General features: G+C 65.5%; 14 protein-coding genes and 1 pseudogene. 11 read left to right on the top strand and 4 right to left on the bottom strand.

Annotated features, from left to right (window positions below; genetic code table 11):
* Window positions 1-55: 55 nt before the first annotated feature.
* Window positions 56-1,414 (top strand): Spy/CpxP family protein refolding chaperone, encoded by a 1,359-nt coding sequence (locus K289_RS0135590; protein WP_027555805.1) that lies wholly within the window; start codon window positions 56-58, stop codon window positions 1,412-1,414.
* A gap of 117 nt (window positions 1,415-1,531) precedes the next feature.
* Window positions 1,532-1,906 carry a hypothetical protein gene (locus tag K289_RS0135595; RefSeq protein ID WP_027555806.1) on the top strand — a complete coding sequence of 125 codons (375 nt, stop codon included), beginning with the start codon at window positions 1,532-1,534 and terminating at the stop codon, window positions 1,904-1,906.
* A gap of 119 nt (window positions 1,907-2,025) precedes the next feature.
* Here the strand turns inward: K289_RS0135595 and K289_RS0135600 are convergent, their stop codons facing one another.
* The 3 genes from K289_RS0135600 to K289_RS0135610 form a co-directional block, all read right to left on the bottom strand.
* A complete protein-coding gene (locus K289_RS0135600) occupies window positions 2,026-3,708 on the bottom strand; it encodes a SulP family inorganic anion transporter (RefSeq protein ID WP_027555807.1) in 1,683 nt (560 codons plus the stop codon).
* 142 nt (window positions 3,709-3,850) lie between these two features.
* Window positions 3,851-5,356, bottom strand: coding sequence for a caspase family protein (locus K289_RS0135605; protein ID WP_027555808.1), 1,506 nt, complete (start codon window positions 5,354-5,356; stop codon window positions 3,851-3,853).
* A 189-nt stretch (window positions 5,357-5,545) separates the two neighbouring features.
* A complete protein-coding gene (locus K289_RS0135610) occupies window positions 5,546-6,466 on the bottom strand; it encodes a LysR family transcriptional regulator (RefSeq protein ID WP_027555809.1) in 921 nt (306 codons plus the stop codon).
* 97 nt (window positions 6,467-6,563) lie between these two features.
* Here K289_RS0135610 and K289_RS0135615 point away from each other — a divergent pair, with 97 nt between their 5' ends.
* From K289_RS0135615 to K289_RS0135630, 4 genes are all read left to right on the top strand, one after another.
* Complete coding sequence (locus K289_RS0135615; protein ID WP_027555810.1) at window positions 6,564-7,007, top strand: DoxX family protein; 444 nt, start codon at window positions 6,564-6,566, stop codon at window positions 7,005-7,007.
* A 397-nt stretch (window positions 7,008-7,404) separates the two neighbouring features.
* Window positions 7,405-8,436, top strand: a complete 1,032-nt coding sequence (locus K289_RS0135620; protein WP_027555811.1) for a TRAP transporter substrate-binding protein — start codon at window positions 7,405-7,407, stop codon at window positions 8,434-8,436.
* 7 nt (window positions 8,437-8,443) lie between these two features.
* Window positions 8,444-10,297, top strand: a complete 1,854-nt coding sequence (locus K289_RS0135625) for a TRAP transporter large permease subunit (RefSeq protein WP_027555812.1) — start codon at window positions 8,444-8,446, stop codon at window positions 10,295-10,297.
* A 12-nt stretch (window positions 10,298-10,309) separates the two neighbouring features.
* Entirely contained in the window at window positions 10,310-11,287 is a 978-nt protein-coding gene (locus K289_RS0135630; RefSeq protein ID WP_027555813.1) for a hydroxyacid dehydrogenase, read from the top strand.
* 6 nt (window positions 11,288-11,293) lie between these two features.
* Here K289_RS0135630 and K289_RS0135635 read toward each other — a convergent pair whose 3' ends face one another.
* Window positions 11,294-12,460, bottom strand: a complete 1,167-nt coding sequence (locus K289_RS0135635) for an ABC transporter substrate-binding protein (RefSeq protein ID WP_027555814.1) — start codon at window positions 12,458-12,460, stop codon at window positions 11,294-11,296.
* Window positions 12,461-12,783: 323 nt separating this feature from the next.
* On the opposite strand from K289_RS0135635, the gene K289_RS0135640 reads away from it, so the two are divergent.
* The 5 genes and pseudogenes from K289_RS0135640 to K289_RS0135660 form a co-directional block, all read left to right on the top strand.
* Window positions 12,784-15,186, top strand: a complete 2,403-nt coding sequence (locus K289_RS0135640; RefSeq protein ID WP_035687038.1) for an EAL domain-containing protein — start codon at window positions 12,784-12,786, stop codon at window positions 15,184-15,186.
* Between the two features lie 84 nt (window positions 15,187-15,270).
* Window positions 15,271-16,572, top strand: a complete 1,302-nt coding sequence (locus K289_RS0135645; RefSeq protein ID WP_027555816.1) for an MFS transporter — start codon at window positions 15,271-15,273, stop codon at window positions 16,570-16,572.
* 156 nt (window positions 16,573-16,728) lie between these two features.
* Window positions 16,729-18,579 (top strand): diguanylate cyclase domain-containing protein, encoded by a 1,851-nt coding sequence (locus K289_RS46285; protein WP_245284091.1) that lies wholly within the window; start codon window positions 16,729-16,731, stop codon window positions 18,577-18,579.
* Window positions 18,501-19,364, top strand: a pseudogene (locus tag K289_RS46290) (cupin domain-containing protein); the annotation flags it as partial. The gene K289_RS46285 and the pseudogene K289_RS46290, both read left to right, overlap by 79 nt.
* 99 nt (window positions 19,365-19,463) lie before the next feature.
* On the top strand, window positions 19,464-19,720 hold a 257-nt coding region (locus K289_RS0135660), incomplete at its 3' end, for a transposase (RefSeq protein ID WP_198024832.1).

Raw genomic sequence — 19,720 nt, forward strand, 5'->3', positions numbered from 1 at the left:
TCCAAATCCCGACACGTTTCGATGCCTCACTGGTGCGGATCTGCGGGAGCGTAAGATGTTGCGACCAGTCCTTGGAATTGTTGCTGTGGCCCTTGCTTGCGTGCTGGCGGGCGGAGCTCTGGCAAAAGGCGGCGGTGGTGGTCATGGCGGAGGCCACGGTGGTGGCCACGGTGGTGGTGGTCATGGCGGCGGTCACGGTGGTGGACACCACGGCGGCGGCCATTTCGGTGGTCATCATGGCGGCGGCCATTTCGGCGGCCACGGCTTCGGTCACGCGCATTTCGGTGGCGGCCATCATGGCGGCGCGAGGTTCGGAGCCGTCGCGCGGCATGGTGGACCGAACTTCGGCCAGCTCCGCGGTGCAGCCGTGCGTCCCGCCAATCTCCGCCATGCGCTGAACTTCCACGCCGGTGCATTTCGCAACGGCCGTTTGATCGGCAATCCGGCCGCGCGGGCCCAGATTGCGGCCGCAGCTGCGCTGGTCGGCTGGCACGGTGCGGGCAACGGATGGTGGCAGCACCCCGGCGGCTTCTATGGCTGGGTCGGACCGCTGTTCTGGCCCTTCGCCTATAACGATCTCTACGACTACACCATCTGGGGCGACGGTCTGGGCTTCTGGGGCTACGGCTATCCGGACATCTATGCCGGTATCTTCGGCCCCTATGGCTATGACGGTCTCGCGACCTACCTGCCGCAACGTCCCGTGGGACGACGACAGGCGAGGGGCGTCCCGCTCGATCAGCTCTGCGGCAGCGATCGTCGCGAGATCACCGGCCTGCCGGTCGATCAGATCGCAGCCGCGGTGCAGCCGACGGACGCTCAGGGCGCGAACCTCGACGAGCTCGGCAATGCCTCGATCCAGGCGGCAGCGATCATCCGCGCCTCATGTCCAACTCAGGTCGCGGCGACGGCGCCCGGTCGCCTGGCGGCGATGCAGCAGCGTGTTGATGCGATGGTGAAGGCCGTCGAGCTGGTGCAACCGGCGCTCGACAAATTCTATGCGTCGCTCACCGACGAGCAGAAGGCCCGTTTCAATGCGCTCGCCGAGGACCAGCGCCGGGCCGCGGCTTCCAGCAACGCCAATGCATCGCTGGTGCAGAATTGCGGTGCGCCTGTCGGGCTCGATTGGCCAGGCGCCGAGATCGAGGCGCGGCTCCATCCGAATGAGACCCAGCGCGCTGCTCTGCAGGTGCTTCAGGATACCAGCGCCAGGACCAATGATGCGCTCAAGGCAGCGTGCCAGCCCAGCGATGTGTTGACACCACCGGCGCGAATGGCCGCCGTCCACAAGCGGCTCGATATGATGCTGGACGGCGTCAAATCGGTGCGCGCTGCGCTCGATGATTTCTATGCCACGTTGAACGACGAGCAGAAGGCGCAGTTCGAGGCGATCGGGCCACGTCGCACGTCCTGAGCCGTCGCAACAAGGCGTGGCGGAAAAATCCGCCTCGCCGATCTCGCGACGGTTCTCTATGCTGGGCGGAGCTGAGGTGCGAGAATATGTGGCCGGAAGACCACGAATGGCAGGGCGATGAAGTGGTTCGCGAGGAAGCAACCGGGGGACATCTGGGACGAGGCGATCGCGGGTCCGCTCGGCGACATCGAGGCCGCCGAGCGCATCCGCGCGATCTGCCAGGCTGCGACCACAAGTGCCGAGGCGGTCGGAAGCTCCGGGGCGCGTGCCGACAAGCGTGAAGGCGAGCGCTATGAGCGCGCGGCACGTGCTGCCATGGAAATCGCGATGAAGATTTCCGACGGTCTGATGCGCGACGATGCGGTCAGCCGCATCGTCGGTCTCTGCATGAAGGCCAACGACGCCAAGACCGCGCGGATATTGTCGCGCGCGATCCAGGCGAGCTGGATCCGGGAGGCTGTGCAGCGGGACTATCCTGCGCTGTCGGAGTGAGGCGCAGCTAAAGCGTGATGGCTTGTTGCTGCCACGCATGCGGTGCGCTCCCCTCTCCCGCAAGCGGGAGAGGTTGACCGAGCCTGCGGTCAATCGATTCAACCGAAAGCCATCACGCTTTAGCGCGCCAGCTTGTGGACGGCCTCGTCCACGCTGTGGAACACGTGCTCCCTGGGCAGGGCCTCGAACAGCCTGAAGCGTTCGAAGGCGTTCTGCGCGCGCACCGACTCCAGCCGCGCCAGCGCCACCGTGACGCCCTGCTCGCTGCACGCCTTGAAGACGTCGAGCAGGATCTGCGCGGCGGTGAAGTCGATCTCGACCATGCCGCTCGCCTCCAGCACCAGCAATTGCGGCGTCGAGGTGCTGAGGACCTTTGCGACGTCGCTGCGGAAGCCGGGCGCATTGAGGAAGGACAGCGGCGCCTGAAGCCCGATCACAGCGACGCCGGCGATGCGCTCGCCGGTGATGTGCGGATGGGCGGGCCACCAGATCGTTGTGCCCGGCACGCGCTCGAATTCGACGAGCCTTGCGCGAGTGGTGCTCCAGATGCCGTGCAACAGCGATAGCACGATGCCGAGAAAGGCGCCCTGCTGGATCGGCAGCACGATGATCAGCGCGGCGGTGGCGACGATCAGCAGAAACTCGCTGAAGGACTGGCGATAGATCGTGACGATCTGCTTCACGCGGATGATCCGCAGCGCCACGAACAGCAGGATGCCGCCGAGCGCGGCATCCGGCACGTGCCGCAGCAGTCCGGTGCCGAAAGCGAGAAGCGCCAGCACGATCACCGCCGCGGCAAGGCCCGCGAGCTGCGACTGCCCGCCAGTCTCCGCGACGATGCCCGTTCGCGGCGGGCTGGCATTGACCGGAAACGCGCCAAACAGGCCGGCCAGCACGCTGCCGGCGCCCGCGCCGAGAAAGTCGCGATCGACATCGGCAGGCTTGTCGGGATCGGACGGAAACGATCGCGTCGTGGCGGCGGTCTGCACCATCACGACGACGGTGATCACGAAAGCAAGCGGCACCAGCCGCACCCACAGCTCCGGCGCAAGCTCGGGCAATGTCGGCCGCGGAAGCGTGCCCGGCACTGCGCCGACGACGTTGACGCCCCTGCTCTCGAGGCCGAGCCCGATCACGGCCAGCGTCGCACCTGCAAGTCCGATCAGGGCGCCCGGAATCTTCGCGCTCACTCTTTCGGAGGCGAACACCACGGCCAGCACACCGAAGCCGATGCACAGCGTGTAGGGATTGGCTTTGCCGAACTCGCCGGCGAGCACGCCGATGCGATCGAGCGTCGGTCCGCTCGGGCCCTCGACACCGAGCACGCCCGGCAATTGCGATACGATGATGTGGACGGAGATGCCGGCAAGGAAACCGACCATCACCGGCACCGACAACAGATTGGCGATGCCGCCGAGGCGGAAGGCGCCGCTGGCGAGCAGCATCGCGCCGACCATCAGCGCCAGCGCGATCGCCAGTCCCTGGTATTCAGGCGAGCCGGTCGCCGCCAGCGCCGCAAGCCCGCCGGCGAAGATCGGCGTGATCGTGGAGTCGGCGCCGCAGGACAGGAAGCGGTTGCCGCCGAGCAGGGCAAAGCCGAGCGAGCCCGCCATGAAGGCGAAGAAGCCGATCTGCGGCGCGAAGCCGCCGAGCCGCGCGGTGGCCATCTGCTCGGGGATGGCGATGGCGGCGAGCGTCAGCCCCGCCATCAGGTCGCCCGGCAGCGAATAGGACGCAAGCGAGCCGAACAGCGGCCATGATGTCCTGGCCTCAGATATCTTGGCGTGAGTGTCGTGCGGCATTGATGTGCAGTCCCGGAAAAGCTTCTCTGACGATCAGACTACAGCATTTCCGGACGGCTAGGCGGCAGAGAGGGGCGCTACCATCAACAAGAATGCCCGCAGGTGACCCCTGCGGACATCCATTCGTATCGGGGCGGGAGCCTCAGTACCGGCGGTAGTCGCCGTGTCCCTCGCTGCCGCGGCCGCCCATGCCCATGCCGAGGCCAATTCCGACACCGATGCCGATGCCTTGCATCACGGCTGCGGGCGGTGGACCGGGAGGCGGTGCGCGCTCGACGACGATGTCGTCACGCGGGGGCCGGCGTTTGGGCGGCGTGTCGACGACCCTGCGCTTCGGCGGTGTATCGTCCACCCTGCGCTTCGGCGGCGTGTCATCGACGCGCTTCTTGATGATCGGCGCCACCGCCGGATTGACCGGCGTTGCCGGTGTCGAGGGCGCCGAGCACGGACAGGTCGGCGCCAGCGCGACGGCGACCGGAGCGGGCAGGGCCGCGGTGGCGGCCGGGCCGTAATTGCGGTTCTGCACGCGGAGCAGCAGCCTGCGCGCGGTCGCAGCCAGGTCGCTGTTGTCCCAGTTCGCAAGATAAGCCTCGAACGAGGCGCGCGTGTTGATCGCGACCGCGCGCTCCCAGGCCAGCATCTGGCGCCGGCGCTCCAGGATCGTGCGCATGCGCGGCGCGGAGGCATCCTGCGCGAACAGTTCGACATAGGCCTGATACGCCGGCACGGTGTCGTCGGAGATCACGAGCTCATAGGCAGCCTTGGGCGCCTTGCCGCGCAGCTCGTTGCGCCAGTCGTCGACGCTGCGCGTGGCGCTGGCGAGCGCCGTCGAGCCTGCGCCCGGGACAGAAGACGGCTGACCGCTGCCATCGCCACCGAAGAATTTGAAGTCGGTCGTCAGCGAAGAGCTTTCCCAGGGGATCTGCCGACCGTCGGTCGATTGCGCCACGGCGACGCGGATGCGCTTGAACACTTCCTCGATCGGGATGTTGGGCTCCTTGGCGATGGTCAGCGCTGCCGTGGTGTAGGGGCTGTCGATACCGGAGCCGTCCTCGGCTTCCGCGCCGGGCGAGGTCGAATAGGAGATGAACGAGCCGGGCGCGCCGGCCTTGGTGTCGACGATCGCAAGGCCGTGGCCGGCGCCGCTGAGCGCCGGGAACGGATTGTTGCGGCAGGCATCGAGCATGAAGATGCGTGCCCGCATCGGCAGCGCGCCGAGGGTGTTGAGGAGATCGTTCAGTCGCACGCCCTGGAGCGGGATGTCGGCTTCGCGTTTGGGATCGAGGTCGACCGGCACCAGATAGTTCTCGCCGTCGATCTGCAGGCCGTGGCCCGCATAGAACACCAGTGCGACAGTATCGGCGCCGCTCGCGCTGACCTTGCTCGCAAAATCGCTGATCGTCTGGCGCATCTCGTTCTGCGCGAGGTTCGGCGCCGTGGTGACGCTGAAGCCGGCGTTGCCGAGCAGCTCGGCCATGCCCTTGGCATCATTGGCGGCGTTGGGAAGTTCCGGCACCGTGCGATAGGCGGATTGGCCGATTACGAGCGCGAGCCGTGCTTCTGCCGCGGCCTCCGTGGGCGTCATCATTTGGGCGAGGGCAAGAAGGCCGGATGCAACCAACAAACTGCAAAAGACTGGACGGCGCATGGTGTCACCTCCATCGGCAATGCGCGCGAGGATCTCACCTCTTCTAGGCCTTCGCCACGTTGCCGTCTGTGCGCTGGCTCACGCTCCAAGACATGCAACAAAAAGACATGCAACGAAAAGACATGCGACGAAGCGTGCGACAAAATGGGGCAGGGACCTGCCGGACCCGGTCGCGCCGAGCCGTGTGCGTCACGGCAGTCCGTGGTCCCAGGGCGGGACTGGCGAAAACCGCGCGGCGAGATAGTCGATGAAGGCGCGCACCTTGGCCGGCGGCCGGCGGTCGGGCAGGTAGACCGCATGCACCGCCGATGTCTGGATCTCGGGCTGGTCGAGCGGAAGTGCGATGAGCGTGCCTGCGCGCAGGTCGTCGGCGACGATGAAGGTCGGCTGTCGCGCCAGCCCAAGCCCGGCCAGCGTTGCGGCGCGCAGCGCATCGCCATTGTTGGCGCGCAGATTGCCGCTGACCTGGACACGGATCTCGCCGTCCGCCCCGAACAACCATTCCGCCGCACTCGCCTGCTGCGAAAGCGTGTAGCCGAGACAATTATGGGCGGCGAGGTCGGCGACGTTGCGCGGCGTGCCGTGCTTCGCCAGATAGGACGGCGCGGCGCAGACGACCAGGCGGTTCGGCGCGAGCCGTCGCGCCACCATGCTGGAGTCGCGCAGCTTGCCGATGCGGATCGCGAGGTCCCAGCCTTCCTCGGCGAGGTCGACCAGGCGATCGTTAAGGCCGAGCTCGATCGTGACCTCGGGATGGCGGTCGCTGAACTCTGCGATGAGGGGCGCGATCTGCCTTGTGCCGAACACGACGGGCCCATTGACCCGCAGCAGTCCGCGCGGCTCGACGCGCTCGCGCGCGACCGCAGCGTCGGCAGCCTCCATGTCAGCGAGGATCCGCTCGGAGGATTCGAGATAGCTGCGTCCGGCCTCGGTGATGGACAGCCGTCTTGTGGTGCGGTGGAACAGCCTGATCCCAAGCCGCGCCTCCAATGACGCCACATGCTTGGTGACCATGGTCTGCGACAGGCCCATGGCGCGGGCTGCGCCGGACAGGCTGCCAATGGCCGCCACCTTGGCGAAGACCTCGAGGCTGGTGAGGCGGTCGAGCAAAATGACTTCACTCTGTCAGTGTGAGCTATATTTCCAAAATAGGGGATTATCACTCCATTGAGAATAGATCATATCGCATCCAACAATGGAGACCGTCATGATCGATTCCCGCACCGCTCCCTACGCCGCGCTGGTGCTGCGCGTGACGCTGGGCGCGCTGTTTCTGGCCCATGCCAGCCTGAAACTGTTCGTATTCACGCCGGCCGGCACTGCCAAGTTCTTCGGCAGCCTCGGCTTCCCGCCCGAACTCGCCTATCTCGTGATCGCGGTCGAGGTGCTGAGTGGCGTCGCCCTCATCCTCGGCGTGTGGACCCGCTATGCGGCGCTGGCGGGCATCCCGATCCTGCTGGGCGCGATCTTCACGGTGCATGGGGCCGCCGGATTCTTCTTCAGCAATCCGAAGGGCGGCTGGGAATACCCCGCCTTCTGGGCGATCGCGCTGGTGGCGCAGGCCCTCCTCGGCGATGGCGCCTACGCGTTGCGGCCGTCGCGAGATGTCGAGGCGGCGAGCGGTCAGCTGAGCGGCGCGCATTCGCGCTGACGTTACGGCATCATCAATCGACAAGAGCTGCGGGAGCGCGATCTCCCGCAGCTCTTTCTTTTTGTGTCGCGTGCCGAAGGACGCTCGGCAGTCGAAAACCCAATCAGCAAGGCGCAATCAATATGCGTTCTGCATTGATTCATACCTGAATTGGATCGATCCGCGTCAATCCTGCTCCGCAGGCCCTTAGGTCACCGGATCATCGCGCAGCATTCATCGAAACATCGGCAAACGTAGGCCCTGTGCCGCGATCTACGCCGAAATGTCTGCTTCGCGGATGCTTGCTCCGTCACTGGGCGCGACCCTTGCGTGCGCTGTCGCTTTGGCCATACAGTCCGGGCAACAGGTCGCGACAATGATCGGGGCCGAACAAAAAATGCTTGGGAGAGACTGCATCATGACCATCGTGCCCGTGAGCCGTCGCGCGTTCATCAAGTCGTCGATGGCGGTGACCGCCGGTCTGGTGCTCTCTCCCGCGATCATCGGCCGCGCCCAAGCCGCGACGATGAAGCTGAAATGCTCCTCCTCGCTGCCGAACGATCCGAAATACGCCAACGGCCGCGTCTACTATGACAATCTGGTCAAGAACCTGAAGGCGAATGGGCTCGGCGAGCAGATCGAAGTCTCCTTCTTCCCCGACAACCAGCTCGGTCAGGAAATCGACGTCATCAATTCGGTGAAGCTCGGCGTCATCGACCTCATGGTGTCGGGCTCGTCGATCTCGGCCAATCTGGTGCCGCTCGTCGGCACCTTCGACCTCGGCTACCTCTTCAGCAGCTTCCCGCAGCAGACCAAGGCGTTCGATGCCGGCGCCGCCAAGCCGATCGAGGATGCGCTGCTCAAGGGCGGCAATATCCGGATCATCGCCTGGGCGTACAATTTCGGCTCGCGCAGCGTGCTGGCGAAGAAGCCGGTGAAGACCCCCGAGGACCTCGCGGGCCTGAAGATCAGGACGCTGCCCAATCCCGTCATCACCGAATGTCTGCGCCTGATGGGCGCGGCCGCGACGCCGCTGGCGTTCGGCGAGATCTACACCGCATTGCAGGCCGGCGTGCTGGACGGGCTCGAGCACGATCCGCCGACCATCCTCGCCAGCAAGTTTTTCGAAACGGCGAAGTTCTATGCGCTGACGCAGCACAACTTCTCGCCGCTGGCGATCTATTTCAGCGACATGACCTTCAATCGCATGGATACGAAGCTGCGCGAGAGTTTTCTCGACGCCGCCAAGAAGGCCGCGGCCGATACGCGCACGCACGGGCTTGCGGTGGAGAAGGAGGCGCTGGCAGCGCTCACCGACAAGGGCGTGACGGTCGCCGAATGCGATCGTGAGGCGTTTAGGAAGCGCGTCATGCCGCAGATCGACAACTTCATCAAGGCGCGGCCCGAGTCCAAGCCGGTCATCGACATGATCCGCGCGACCCAGGCCTGAGGCGGCGATGACAGGCGCCGCGTCCCTCTCGGGCGGCCGCCACGGGGGCATCACCTTGCTTCTTCGCGCCAGCGATGCGATCGCGGCCATCCTGCTGGCCGCCGATCTCGTGGTGGTGTGCGGTTCCGTACTGCTGCGCTTCTTCTTCAACGCGCCGGTCGAGTGGTCTGATGACGTCGCGCGCGGACTGATGGTCGGATCGGCCTTCTTCGGCGCGGCGAGCGCGCTGGCGCGCGGTGAGAATGTCGGCGTCTCCTTCTTTCGCGACATGCTGCCGTTGCGGCTGCGCGCGCTGGTCGATGCCGCGAGCGCGCTGCTGATCGTGCTGATCTCCGGCTACGTCGCCTACAACGCGATCAAGCTGGGCTCGCTGACGGCGGGCCAGACCACCGGCTCGGGCCTGCCGCTGGAGCTGACCTTCTATCCGATGGGCATCGGTGCACTGTTCATGACGGTGTTCGCGATCGATCACCTCTGCGCACGGCCGCTCCCCGACATCGCCAAGGGCCTGGTTGCGATCGCCGTGGTCACCGCCTTGTACTTCGCCTGGGACTTTCTGTCGCCGTCAACGGTGCTGTCATCAGGCACGCTGATGCTGATCGGCTTCTTCGCGACGCTGTTCGGCGGCCTGCCGATCGGCTTTGCGCTGGCGCTCGCCGCGCTGATCTTCATCTGGGTCGAGGGTGCGCTGCCCGGCGTCATCTTTGCCCAGCAGATGGCGCGCGGCATCGATAATTTCGTGCTGCTGGCGATTCCGTTCTTCATTCTCGTCGGCTACCTCATGGAAGCCAACGGCATGTCGGTGCGGCTGATCGAGCTGTTGCAGCGCGCGGTGGGGCGCATGCGCGGCGGCCTGAACGTCGTGATGGTGGCCTCGATGGTGCTGTTCTCGGGTATCTCGGGCTCGAAGATGGCCGACGTTGCCGCGGTCGGCTCCGTGCTGATCCCGGCAGCGCGCCGCTCGAAGCAGAACCCCGGCGGCGCGGTGGCGCTGCTTGCCGCATCCGCGGTGATGGCGGAAACCATTCCGCCCTGCATCAACCTGATCATCCTGGGTTTTGTGGCGAACCTGTCGATCGGCGGCTTGTTCGTCGCTGGGCTGCTGCCCTCGGCGCTGATGGCGCTGGTCCTGATCGTCGTCTCCATCATCTTCGGCAAGCGGCCCGCCACGGTCGAGGAGGTCGAGCCGGAGACGCCGGTGTCGGGCCTCTGGACCGGCGCGATCGCTTCGTTCGGCTTGATCTTCATGATCTTCTTCGGCTTCAAGAGCGGCTTTGCCACGGCCACCGAGATATCCGCTTTCGCGGTCGCCTATGCGCTCGTCATCGGCAGTCTCGTGTTCCGCGAGCTCAGCCTGAAATCGGCCGCGCACAGTTTCGTGCAGGCGGCGACGCGCGCGGGGCTGGTGCTGTTCATCGTCGCCGCCGCGCAATCGCTCGCCTTCACGCTGACCCTGCAGCAGGTGCCGCACGCCGTCGGCGATTTCATGCTTTCCTTGTCCAAGACCAGCGGCGTCTGGCTGTTCATGCTGCTCGCGATCGCGGTGCTGATCGTGATGGGCTCGGTGCTGGAAGGCGCGGCCGCGCTCATCATCTTCGGCCCCCTGCTCTTGCCGGTGGCGGTGCAGCTCGGCGTTGATCCCCTGCATTTCGGCGTCGTGCTGGTCATCGCCATGGGCATCGGCCTGTTCGCGCCGCCGCTCGGCCTCGGCCTCTACGGCGCCTGTCTGATCGGCAACGTGCCGATCGAGCAGACGGTGAAACCGATCATGGGATATCTTGGCCTGTTGATGCTGTGCCTGCTGGTGATCGCCTTCGTGCCGTGGCTCAGCACCGCGCTGCCGCGCGCATTCGGCTACTGAAGGAGCTTTGCCGTGAAAGTCCTGTTGGCTCACACGCCGGAGATGCGCCGGAACTATTACGGCGCGCGCAGCCTGAGCGGGCTGCAGGCGATCGCCGAAGTGATCCTGCACGAGGGCGATCAGCCGCTCGATTCCGCTAGCCTCGTTCGCGCGGCGAAGGATGCCGACATCATCGTCGCCGATCGCATGACCGAAGGCCGCGGCGAGATTTTTGCGCAGCTCCCGGATCTGCGCGCCTTCGTCCGCTGTGCCGTCGACATCCGCAACGTCAATGTCGAGGCTGCCTCGCAAGTTGGCGTGCTCGTGACCCGCGCCGGGCCCGGTTTCGTGCAGGCGGTGGCCGAGCTCGCGCTCGGCTTCATGGTCGATCTGTCGCGCGGCGTGTCGCGGACGACGGCGGACTATCAGGCCGGCCGCAAGGTGGAGGCGCGGATGGGCCGCCAGCTCGCCGGCAGCAGGATCGGCATCATCGGCTATGGCAGCATCGGCCGCTATCTCGCCGAGATCGCCAAGGTGCTGCGGATGGACGTGCTGGTGTCCGATCCCTTCGCGACCGTCAGCGACAGCGCCATCAGGCAGGTCGGCCTCGACGAGCTGTTGTCGGCGTCGGATTATGTCGTCTGCCTCGCCATCGCCAATGAGCAGACCGAGAACCTGATCGGGGAGACAGCGCTTGCACGCATGCAGAAGCATGCCGTGTTCATCAATCTTTCGCGCGGCAATCTCGTCGACGAGGCGGCGCTTGCGAGGGCGCTACGCGAAGGGCGCATCGCCGGCGCGGCGATGGATGTCGGCCGCGCGCCCGACCAGATGCCGACGCCGGAACTGGCCGCGCTCCCCAACGTCATCGCGACGCCCCATGTCGGCGGGCTGACCCCGCAGGCGATCGAATATCAGTCGCTGGAAACGGTGCGGCAGGTCGAGGCGATCATCAAGGGCGAGATCCCGCCGGGCGCGGTCAATGCCGACCGCTGGACACGCCGGCCCTGAGGCTGCCTACAGCCGATCGACCGGCTTGAAGGTCCCGTCCTTCTGAATCACGGTCAAAAACACCTTTGGCGGCGTATCGATTGCATGCGCTCCGACGGTGACGATACTGCCGCTGATGTCGAAGCGGCCGACATCGTTGATCACGCGCAAGAGGCCCGCCCGTGTCGGATTGGGGCCGGTCTTCTCCAGCGCCGCGGCGGCAAGGCGGCCGGACAGATAGCCTTCGAGCGACACGAAGTCCGGCGGCAGCGTCGGATCATACGCCTTCTGCGCCGCCTGATAATCGGCGACGAGCCTCAGCGTGCGATCCCAGGGAAATGGGACGACCTGCGAGACGATGACGCCTTCGCCTTCCGCGCCGAGCTCCCGCGCCAGCGCATTGGCGCCGACGAAGGAGATGTTGACGAAGGTCGGATAGAAGCCGTTGCGGTGCGCGCGCTTGATGAATTCGGCGCAGGGGCCATAGGTGCCGACCATGACGATGGCTTCCGGCTCGGCGCGCCTCAACATCCGCCAGGCCGAGCCGACCGCGCGGGTGTTGCGCTCGAAGGTGCCTTCGGCAGCGAGCTCGAGGCCGCGCTTTGCGAGCGCGCTCTTCACGCCGGCGAGACCGTCGCGGCCGAAGGCGTCGTCCTGGTAGAAGATGCCGATGCGGGTGAACTTGCGATCCTCGGTGAGGTGCTTGATCCACGCCTCGGCCTCGGCGCCGTAGCTAGCGCGAATGTTCACGACGTTCGGCAGCTCGAGGTCGCGCAGGAATTCGGCGCCGGTGAACGGGCCGATGAAGGGAACGTTCCTGGCGCTGGTGATCGGAATGGTGGCCATCGCTGTCGGCGTTCCCACCGCGCCGATCAGCGCGAACACCTTGTCGTCCTCGATCAGCCGCAGCGTCTGCACCACCGAACGGTCGGGATCGTAGCCGTCGTCGCGGCTGAGCAATTGCAGCCTGCGGCCGTGTACGCCACCCCTGGCATTGATCTCGGTGAACGCGGCGACGATGCCTTGTCGCATGCGCTGTCCGAGCGCCGACGAGGGGCCCTCGAGCGCGGCCGCCTGGCCGAAGAGGATCGCATCTGCGCTGACGCCGGCCTCATCGCCCCTGGCTGCGGGCGCGAGCGCGGCCAGCAGCACGACGATGAGGGCGACGCAGGTTGCTGCTCGCGATCGTTTCATGAAGACGGTTGCCGGATGCTGGAAGAATTGCAGGAACGATAGTGCGGGCAGCTGAACAGCTCGCTAACCCCCTTGCAAGGACGCTCCGTAAGACTGCGGGGAAAAGCTGCAACTTACGACCGGAATGGACCGACTTGCGGATCAATCGTTAACTAAGCCGCGCAATGCGGGACGTCCGGCTTGCGAAATTGTGCACTTCTTAACTCCGTTCCTTGTCCGATCGTTGCCTCGGCGGCTCAACCAGAGGTGCGATCCGCCGCGCGGCAAGGGGACTGCGGATCAAGATGGGCGATCACGATCAGAATGATCAGGATCGGAAGCGCATGACTGGACGGTGGCGTTCCGCGCCGCTGTTGGGGCTCTATCGTCCTGCGCTGGTCGCGGCCTGCGTCGGCCTTTTGTTCTCGCTGGTCGGCGCGGCCGCCGTGTCGAGATGGGAGGACCGCGTCAACAAGGTCGAGTTCGACAGCGCCGCCGAGACTGAATCCATCGTCATGCAGAATGGCATGAACGAATACATCAGCAGGCTCCTGGCTCTGCGCACCCTGTTCGAATCGGCCAACGAGGAAATCACGCGCAGCGAGTTCGAGACCTTCAGCGGCCGGCTGTTCGAACGCCATCCGGGCATGCTGCGCATCGCCTGGCTGCCGCGCGTCGATCGCAAGGAGCGTGCCGAATACGAGGCCGCGGCGGTGTCCGACGGCGTATCCGGCTATCGCATCAAGTCGCTCCAGGGCCAAGGACATGATCAGGGCTTTGCGACGGCGCCGCAGAGCGATGAGTACTTTCCGGTCTTCTATTCGACGCAGCCGAAGACGTCGGCCGTCTACGGCATGGACTACGCGACCGTTCCGGACCGCCGCGCGGCGCTCGAGCGCGCACGGGACAACGATCGAATCGCCGCGCTTCGGACCGAGCTCTATGGTCCGAAAGAGGGCGGCCAACAGCCGAACGTCCTCGTCGTGGTGCCGGTCTATGCCAAGGGCACCTCGCGCGAGACGGTTGCTGATCGGCGCCGCAATCTTGCGGGTTTCGTCGTCGGCATCTTCGACCTGCCGCTGTTGCTGCAATCGATCCGGGCCACGACCGCGGCAAGTCCGGCAATCAGCGTCAATGTCTATCCGCCGTTCTCGGGGCGGATCGTCAGCCTTGAGCGGTCGATGCCGGATTTCTCGTCCGCTCCCGCCGCGCCGCAGTCGATGCGCGATGTCGCGCGCGGCGTGCACTGGTCGGGGATACTCAGGATCGGCGATAGCGATTGGCAGGTCCGTGCCATCCCGACGGCCGGAGGCACGCTGGAGACGTCGTACGACCGCGCGCTCACGGTGCTGATCGTCGGCATGCTGCTGACGCTGTCGCTTGCCACCTATATCGTGCTCGCAAGCCGCAACGCCCGGCGGCTGTCGCTGGCGAACCGCCGGGTGCTGGAGCTCGCCCAGACCGACATCCTGACAGGCTTGCCGAATCGCGCGTTCTTTCTCGCACAGCTGGACGAGATCAACCGTCAGTTGGAGGAGAGCGGATTGACCTTCTCGATCCTGATGCTCGACCTCGACCGTTTCAAGAACGTCAACGACTCCCTTGGTCACGGGGCCGGCGACTTGCTGCTGCGGCAGGTGGCGCAGCGCCTGAAATCGGCGCTGCGGGAGAGCGACGTGCTGGCGCGGCTCGGCGGTGACGAATTCGCGATCATCCAGGAGGGCTGCGAGGATCAGCGGGTCTGCTCCACCGAACTCGCCGCGCGCATCGCCAAGCTGGTGGCCGAGCCGTTCCTGCTGCCCGGACATCGCGTGGAGATCGGCACCAGCATCGGCATCGCGATCGCGCCGGAGCACGGCCGCGACCAGGAGCAGCTATTGAAGAAGGCCGACCTTGCGCTGTACCGCTCGAAATCGGCGGGCCGCAACTGCTTCACCGTCTACGATGAGGCGATGTCGGCCGAGCTCGTGGCGCGCAACACGCTGGAAGGCGACTTACGCGATGCCATTGCGCGCTGCCAGCTCGAGCTGCACTATCAGCCATTCGTCGACGTCATCGGCGGCGGGTGTCGCGGATTCGAGGCGCTGGTGCGCTGGCGGCATCCGAGCCGGGGCTTGATTCCGCCGGACCAGTTCGTTCCGCTCGCGGAAGAGACCGGGCTGATCGTGCCGCTCGGCGAATGGGTGTTGCGGCGCGCCTGTGCGGATGCCGCGACCTGGCCCGCGGAGCTGATGGTCGCCGTGAACCTGTCTCCGATCCAGTTCAAGGAAGCCGAGCTGTTCGAGGTGATCTCTGCGGCGCTGAGGGATTCCGGTCTGCCGCCAGAGCGTCTCGAGATCGAGATCACCGAGTCGGTCCTCCTGGAGCGCGGCGTGGAGAACCTCGCCTTCATGGAGCGGCTCAAGAGCATCGGCGTCGAGCTCGCACTCGATGATTTCGGCACCGGCTATTCGTCGCTCAGCTATCTGACGGCGTTCCCGTTCGACAAGATCAAGATCGACAAGTCCTTCATCCGCAACCTGACGCATCAGCCGCGCAGCTCGGCCATCATCTCCTCGATCGTGACGCTGGCGCGTGGACTGGACATGTCGGTCACCGCGGAGGGCATCGAGACCCCTGAGGAGTTCGAGCGGCTGACCGCGCTCGGCGTCAATTTCGCGCAAGGCTATCTGCTCGGACGCCCGCAGCCGGTCGACCGAATTGAGTTCGGTGCGTCCGTCCAACCTTCGCGGCGCGACGCCGCCTGAACGCAACGGGCATGCGCGAAAAGCGCTTGACCCTGGCATCCCCAGATGCTCGGAAAGATCGTCCAGGGATGAAACAAACACAACATGCGGCTTCCGTTCTTCTACGGCTGGATCGTGGTCGCCGTGACCTTCGTCACCATGGCGATCGGCGTCAACGCGCGCACGGCCTTCTCGCTGTTCTTTCCGCCGATCATCTCCGAATTCGGCTGGGAGCGCGGCGTCACGGCGGGCGCCTTCTCGTTCGGCTTCGTGGCGTCGAGCGTCGTCAGCCCGCTGATCGGCCGGCTGATGGACCGGGCCGGTCCCCGCGCGGTGATGGAGCTTGGCGTTGCGCTGATGTGTGGCGGAATGCTGCTCGCGCCGCTCACCAGTCAGCCCTGGCATCTCTATGTGACCCTCGGCGTCATGGTCGGCGCCGGCAGCGTCTGCCTCGGTTATTCCGGCCAATCGCTGTTCCTGCCGAACTGGTTCATCCGCACGCGTGGCTTTGCCATCGGCATCGCTTTTGCCGGCGTCGGCATCGGCTCGGTGAGCTTGCTGCCATGGGTGCAGCATCTGATCGAGCAGACCGGCTGGCGCACCGCCTGCACCGCGATGGGCCTGCTCATCCTGATCGTGCTGGCGCCGATCAATCTGTTCCTGCGCAAGCGGCCCGAAGACATCGGCCTTCGACCTGACGGCGATGTAGCGCCGGCCGCGGGGGCGGCAAAGCCTGTCTCCAACGTTGTCGATCCGGCCTGGGCCGGCACCGACTGGACGCTCAGGCGCGCGCTCGCAACCGCGCGCTTCTGGTGGATCGCACTCGGCTATTTCTGCGGCCTGTACATCTGGTACGCCGTGCAGGTGCACCAGACCAAATTCCTGCTCGACATCGGCTTCAGCGCGAACGTCGCGGTATGGGCGCTCGGCATCGTCAGCTTGCTCGGAATTCCCGGCCAGATCCTGCTCGGCCATCTCTCCGACCGGGTCGGGCGGGAATGGATCTGGGCGGCGAGCTGCGCAGGATTCGCGATCTGTTTCGCGGCGTTGATCGCCCTGAAGTTCGAGCCCTCGCTGTGGCTCGTCTACCTGATGGTGTTCACGCAAGGCGCGCTCGGCTACGGCCTCACCTCGATCATGGGCGCGGTGGTGTTCGAGATATTCCAGGGCAGGCACCAGGGCAGCATCTTCGGCACGATCATGCTCGCGGCGCTCGCCGGCGGCGCGGCCGGTCCGTGGCTGACCGGGGTCCTCTACGATCGCACCGGCGACTACACGCTGGCGTTCGCCATCGCCATCGTGGTGAGCGGATTGTCGGCGCTTGCGATCTGGCAGGCGGCGCCGCGCAAGGTGCGGGCCGTGGCCGGCCGCCTGCACAAGATTCACGCGGGACCCGGCGCGGAATGAGTTCCGCACGCATCGTATTGCAGCCGTCGCTTTCGCGGAATGTTAATCATGTCGCGCCTTGGCGGGAGGCCATCCGGTTGCAAAAACGTCTTGGACACCATCGGAGCATTAGCTTCGGACCGATTGTCGCATCTTCACGATGCCTCCGGGTCAACGATGTCTGCCTCCGACTGCCTTGTGACCGAAACTCCGGACGTCCTACGGGCCGCGCTCGAGCGTGCTGACGATGGCGTCGTCATCCTCGACAGCGCGCACCGCATCACCCATTTCAACACCGCTGCCGAGCGGATCTGGAAGCTCGCGCGCGCGGACGTGCTCGGCCGCGATGCGGCCGCTCTCTCCCTGACGTGCCTTCAGGCAGATCCGGTCGTGGACTTCCGCGACGAGATCAGCCTGGTGCGCCGCGACGGCAGCCGGATCAAGGCGGCCATATCGCTCGCGTCGATCGTGGCCGAAGGGGCCATCCATCTCATCGTGTTCGCGCGCGACGTCACCGCCGAGGCCGAACGCCGCGTCCGTATCGGCCTGCTCAACGCCGTCTCCGACCAGACCAACCGCGTGGTGATCATCACCGACACCGACCAGGACATCCGCTATGTCAATTCGACCTTCACCAGGCTGTTTGGCTACACCAGCGCGCAAGCCGAGGGACGCCGCGCGGCCGAGCTGATTGCCGGCAGTCACACCAACCGCAAGGCAGTCAGTAAGCTCGTCGAGCGTCTCATGCATGGCGGTCGGCGCGGCGAGGTCGAGACGCTCGTCTACGACAAGGACGGCGAGGAGATCTGGGTGTGCGCCAGGATCGACGCCTTTCGCGACACGAAGGGGCGCGTCAAGCACTTCTTCGCCCTGCTCGAGGACATCACCGAAACCCGGCAGCTGCGCTCGCTTCAGCAGCTCATCATGAGCGCGCTCGCCGACGAGGTTCCGATCACCGAGATTGCCGACCGGCTCTGCCGCCGGGTCGAGCAGATCGCGCCCGATGTCGTCTGCTCGCTGCTGCATGTCGATTCCGCCGGCCTCGTTCATCCGCTCGGTGGTCCGAGCCTGCCCGAGGATTATTCCCGCGCACTCGACGGTATCGCGATCGGCCCCGATGTGGGCTCCTGCGGAACAGCCGCCTTCTACGGAAGGCCGGTGCTGGCGATCGATCTCGACACCGATCCGCGCTGGCAGCCCTACAAGACGCGTCCGCTTCAAGTGGGCTTGCGCGCATGCTGGTCGACGCCGATCAAGGCCAAGGACGGCCGGGTCATCGCCACCTTCGCCTTCTACTTCCGTCAGTCGCGCGCGCCGAGCAACTGGCACCGGCGGATCGTCGATGCCTGCGTCGACCTCGGCGCCTTCGCGATCGAGCGCAAGGAGGCGCGCGCCGAGATCGCGCGGCTCGCCTATCACGACATTCTCACCGGCCTGCCGAACCGCGCGCAGTTGCGGCACCTGATCACCATGGCGATCGACGCCTGTCCGACCGGCGGCCATGTCGCGCTCGCCTTTCTCGACGTCGATCACTTCAAGGACGTCAACGACACGCTGGGGCACGCCGCGGGCGACGAGCTCCTGGTCCAGCTCGCGCAGCGCCTGCGCGAGCAGATCGGACCCGAGGACATGCTGGGCCGGCTGGGCGGCGACGAATTCGTCATCCTGCTGCCCAATCGCAACGCGGAGAGCGCCGCGCGCGTTGCGGGACAGATCACAGATGCGCTGTCGGCGCCTTTGCGGCTCGGATCCAAGCCGATGCAGATGTCGGCCAGCATCGGCATCAGCCTCTATCCCGATCACGCCACCGACATCGACACGCTGATGCAGCAGGCCGATGCTGCCATGTACATGGCCAAGCAGGCGGGTCGTTCGACGCACCGTCTGTTCAGCGCCGAGATGAACGGGCTCGCCGAGCAGCGGCTGGCCCTCATCGCGGCGCTGCGCCGCGCCCCTACGCTCTATTTCACTATCTCAGCCAGGGCTCCGCGACCCTTGCGCTCGGACAAGGACAGGAAATCCAGATGACTGAGGGCGACTTTGTCGTCATCACGCGCGGAGAGCCCCATGTGTTTTATTCGGATCGCCGGGCCAAGCCTTTGCGGATTATGGATATCGATCGGTCGTCGCCACGTCTTGGCGTCGTTCGTCACGGCAGCCGTGCAAAGCCGCTCTCGACCATGATCTGCGGCAATTTCACAGTGTCACGGCCGCTGTTTGGCAGCGTGCTGGAGTTACTTCCGCCCGTGCTCTTGCTGAAGCCGACGGCGGACCGTAGGTGGCTTGAAGCAATCCTGCGCCGCATGGTCAGCGAGTCCGCGCTCGAACGTCCTGGCCAGCGCGTCGCGCTTTCGCGACTGACGGAAGTGCTCTTTGTCGAGGTGCTCCGAAGCTGGATTGCGTCTCTCAGTCCCGGACAAGGCGGCTGGCTTGGGGCCATCTCTGACCCACATATCGGACCGGCGCTCAAGCTCATTCACGAAAATCCGGAGCTTCCCTGGACCCTGAGCGATCTTGGCCAGCGCGTTGGGCTCGGCCGCTCGGTATTTTCGGCGCGCTTTACCAAGCTCGTCGGCCAGTCCATGCACCGCTATGTGATCGAACGCCGAATGGCGGAAGCGGCGTTCCTGCTGGAAACCAGCGATGAGCCCATCGCACGTATCGCCAGCAAGGTTGGTTACGAGACAGCGGCGGCGTTTTCGAAGTTATTCCATCGACATCACGGCGTATCGCCCGGCCGGTACCGAATATCCCGTCGCTCTGACAGCGGCGAAAGGCAAGGGGACTTTCAGGAAGCAGCGGTCGCCGATTAGGTTTGAAGCGGCCAACTACGGCAGGTCCGCTTACGGCCCTGGCTGTGTGAAAAGTCGCGAGTCGGCTACGATTCCTCCGTTTCCTGATGGGGGATGCGGATGGGACGTTTCGTTGAAGGCGCGGATAGATCCCAGCTGACGCTCTTGCCGGAATGCCTGGAGGATTGGGTAAGCGAGGACAACGCCGTTTATGTCATCGATGCCTTTGTCGAGGCGCTCGACCTACATGGAATGGGATTCGAACGTGTGATCGCCAAGGAGACGGGCCGGCCCTCCTACCATCCGGCAGTCCTCCTGAAGCTGTACATCTACGGTTATCTCAATCGGGTGCAATCCAGCCGGCGCCTGGAACGCGA

The sequence above is a fragment of the Bradyrhizobium sp. Cp5.3 genome (genome assembly GCF_000426265.1).
Classification (GTDB): domain Bacteria; phylum Pseudomonadota; class Alphaproteobacteria; order Rhizobiales; family Xanthobacteraceae; genus Bradyrhizobium; species Bradyrhizobium neotropicale.

What these genes read in the sequence shown, in the direction of transcription:
- K289_RS0135605 (WP_027555808.1), bottom strand. Translation starts at nt 5,356, where the DNA reads ATGCGCCGTCCAGTCTTTTGCAGTTTGTTGGTTGCATCCGGCCTTCTT.
- K289_RS0135620 (WP_027555811.1), top strand. Translation starts at nt 7,405, where the DNA reads ATGACCATCGTGCCCGTGAGCCGTCGCGCGTTCATCAAGTCGTCGATG.
- K289_RS0135640 (WP_035687038.1), top strand. Translation starts at nt 12,784, where the DNA reads ATGACTGGACGGTGGCGTTCCGCGCCGCTGTTGGGGCTCTATCGTCCT.
- K289_RS0135600 (WP_027555807.1), bottom strand. Translation starts at nt 3,708, where the DNA reads ATGCCGCACGACACTCACGCCAAGATATCTGAGGCCAGGACATCATGG.
- K289_RS0135635 (WP_027555814.1), bottom strand. Translation starts at nt 12,460, where the DNA reads ATGAAACGATCGCGAGCAGCAACCTGCGTCGCCCTCATCGTCGTGCTG.
- K289_RS0135590 (WP_027555805.1), top strand. Translation starts at nt 56, where the DNA reads ATGTTGCGACCAGTCCTTGGAATTGTTGCTGTGGCCCTTGCTTGCGTG.
- K289_RS46285 (WP_245284091.1), top strand. Translation starts at nt 16,729, where the DNA reads ATGTCTGCCTCCGACTGCCTTGTGACCGAAACTCCGGACGTCCTACGG.
- K289_RS0135625 (WP_027555812.1), top strand. Translation starts at nt 8,444, where the DNA reads ATGACAGGCGCCGCGTCCCTCTCGGGCGGCCGCCACGGGGGCATCACC.
- K289_RS0135595 (WP_027555806.1), top strand. Translation starts at nt 1,532, where the DNA reads ATGAAGTGGTTCGCGAGGAAGCAACCGGGGGACATCTGGGACGAGGCG.
- K289_RS0135645 (WP_027555816.1), top strand. Translation starts at nt 15,271, where the DNA reads ATGCGGCTTCCGTTCTTCTACGGCTGGATCGTGGTCGCCGTGACCTTC.
- K289_RS0135615 (WP_027555810.1), top strand. Translation starts at nt 6,564, where the DNA reads ATGATCGATTCCCGCACCGCTCCCTACGCCGCGCTGGTGCTGCGCGTG.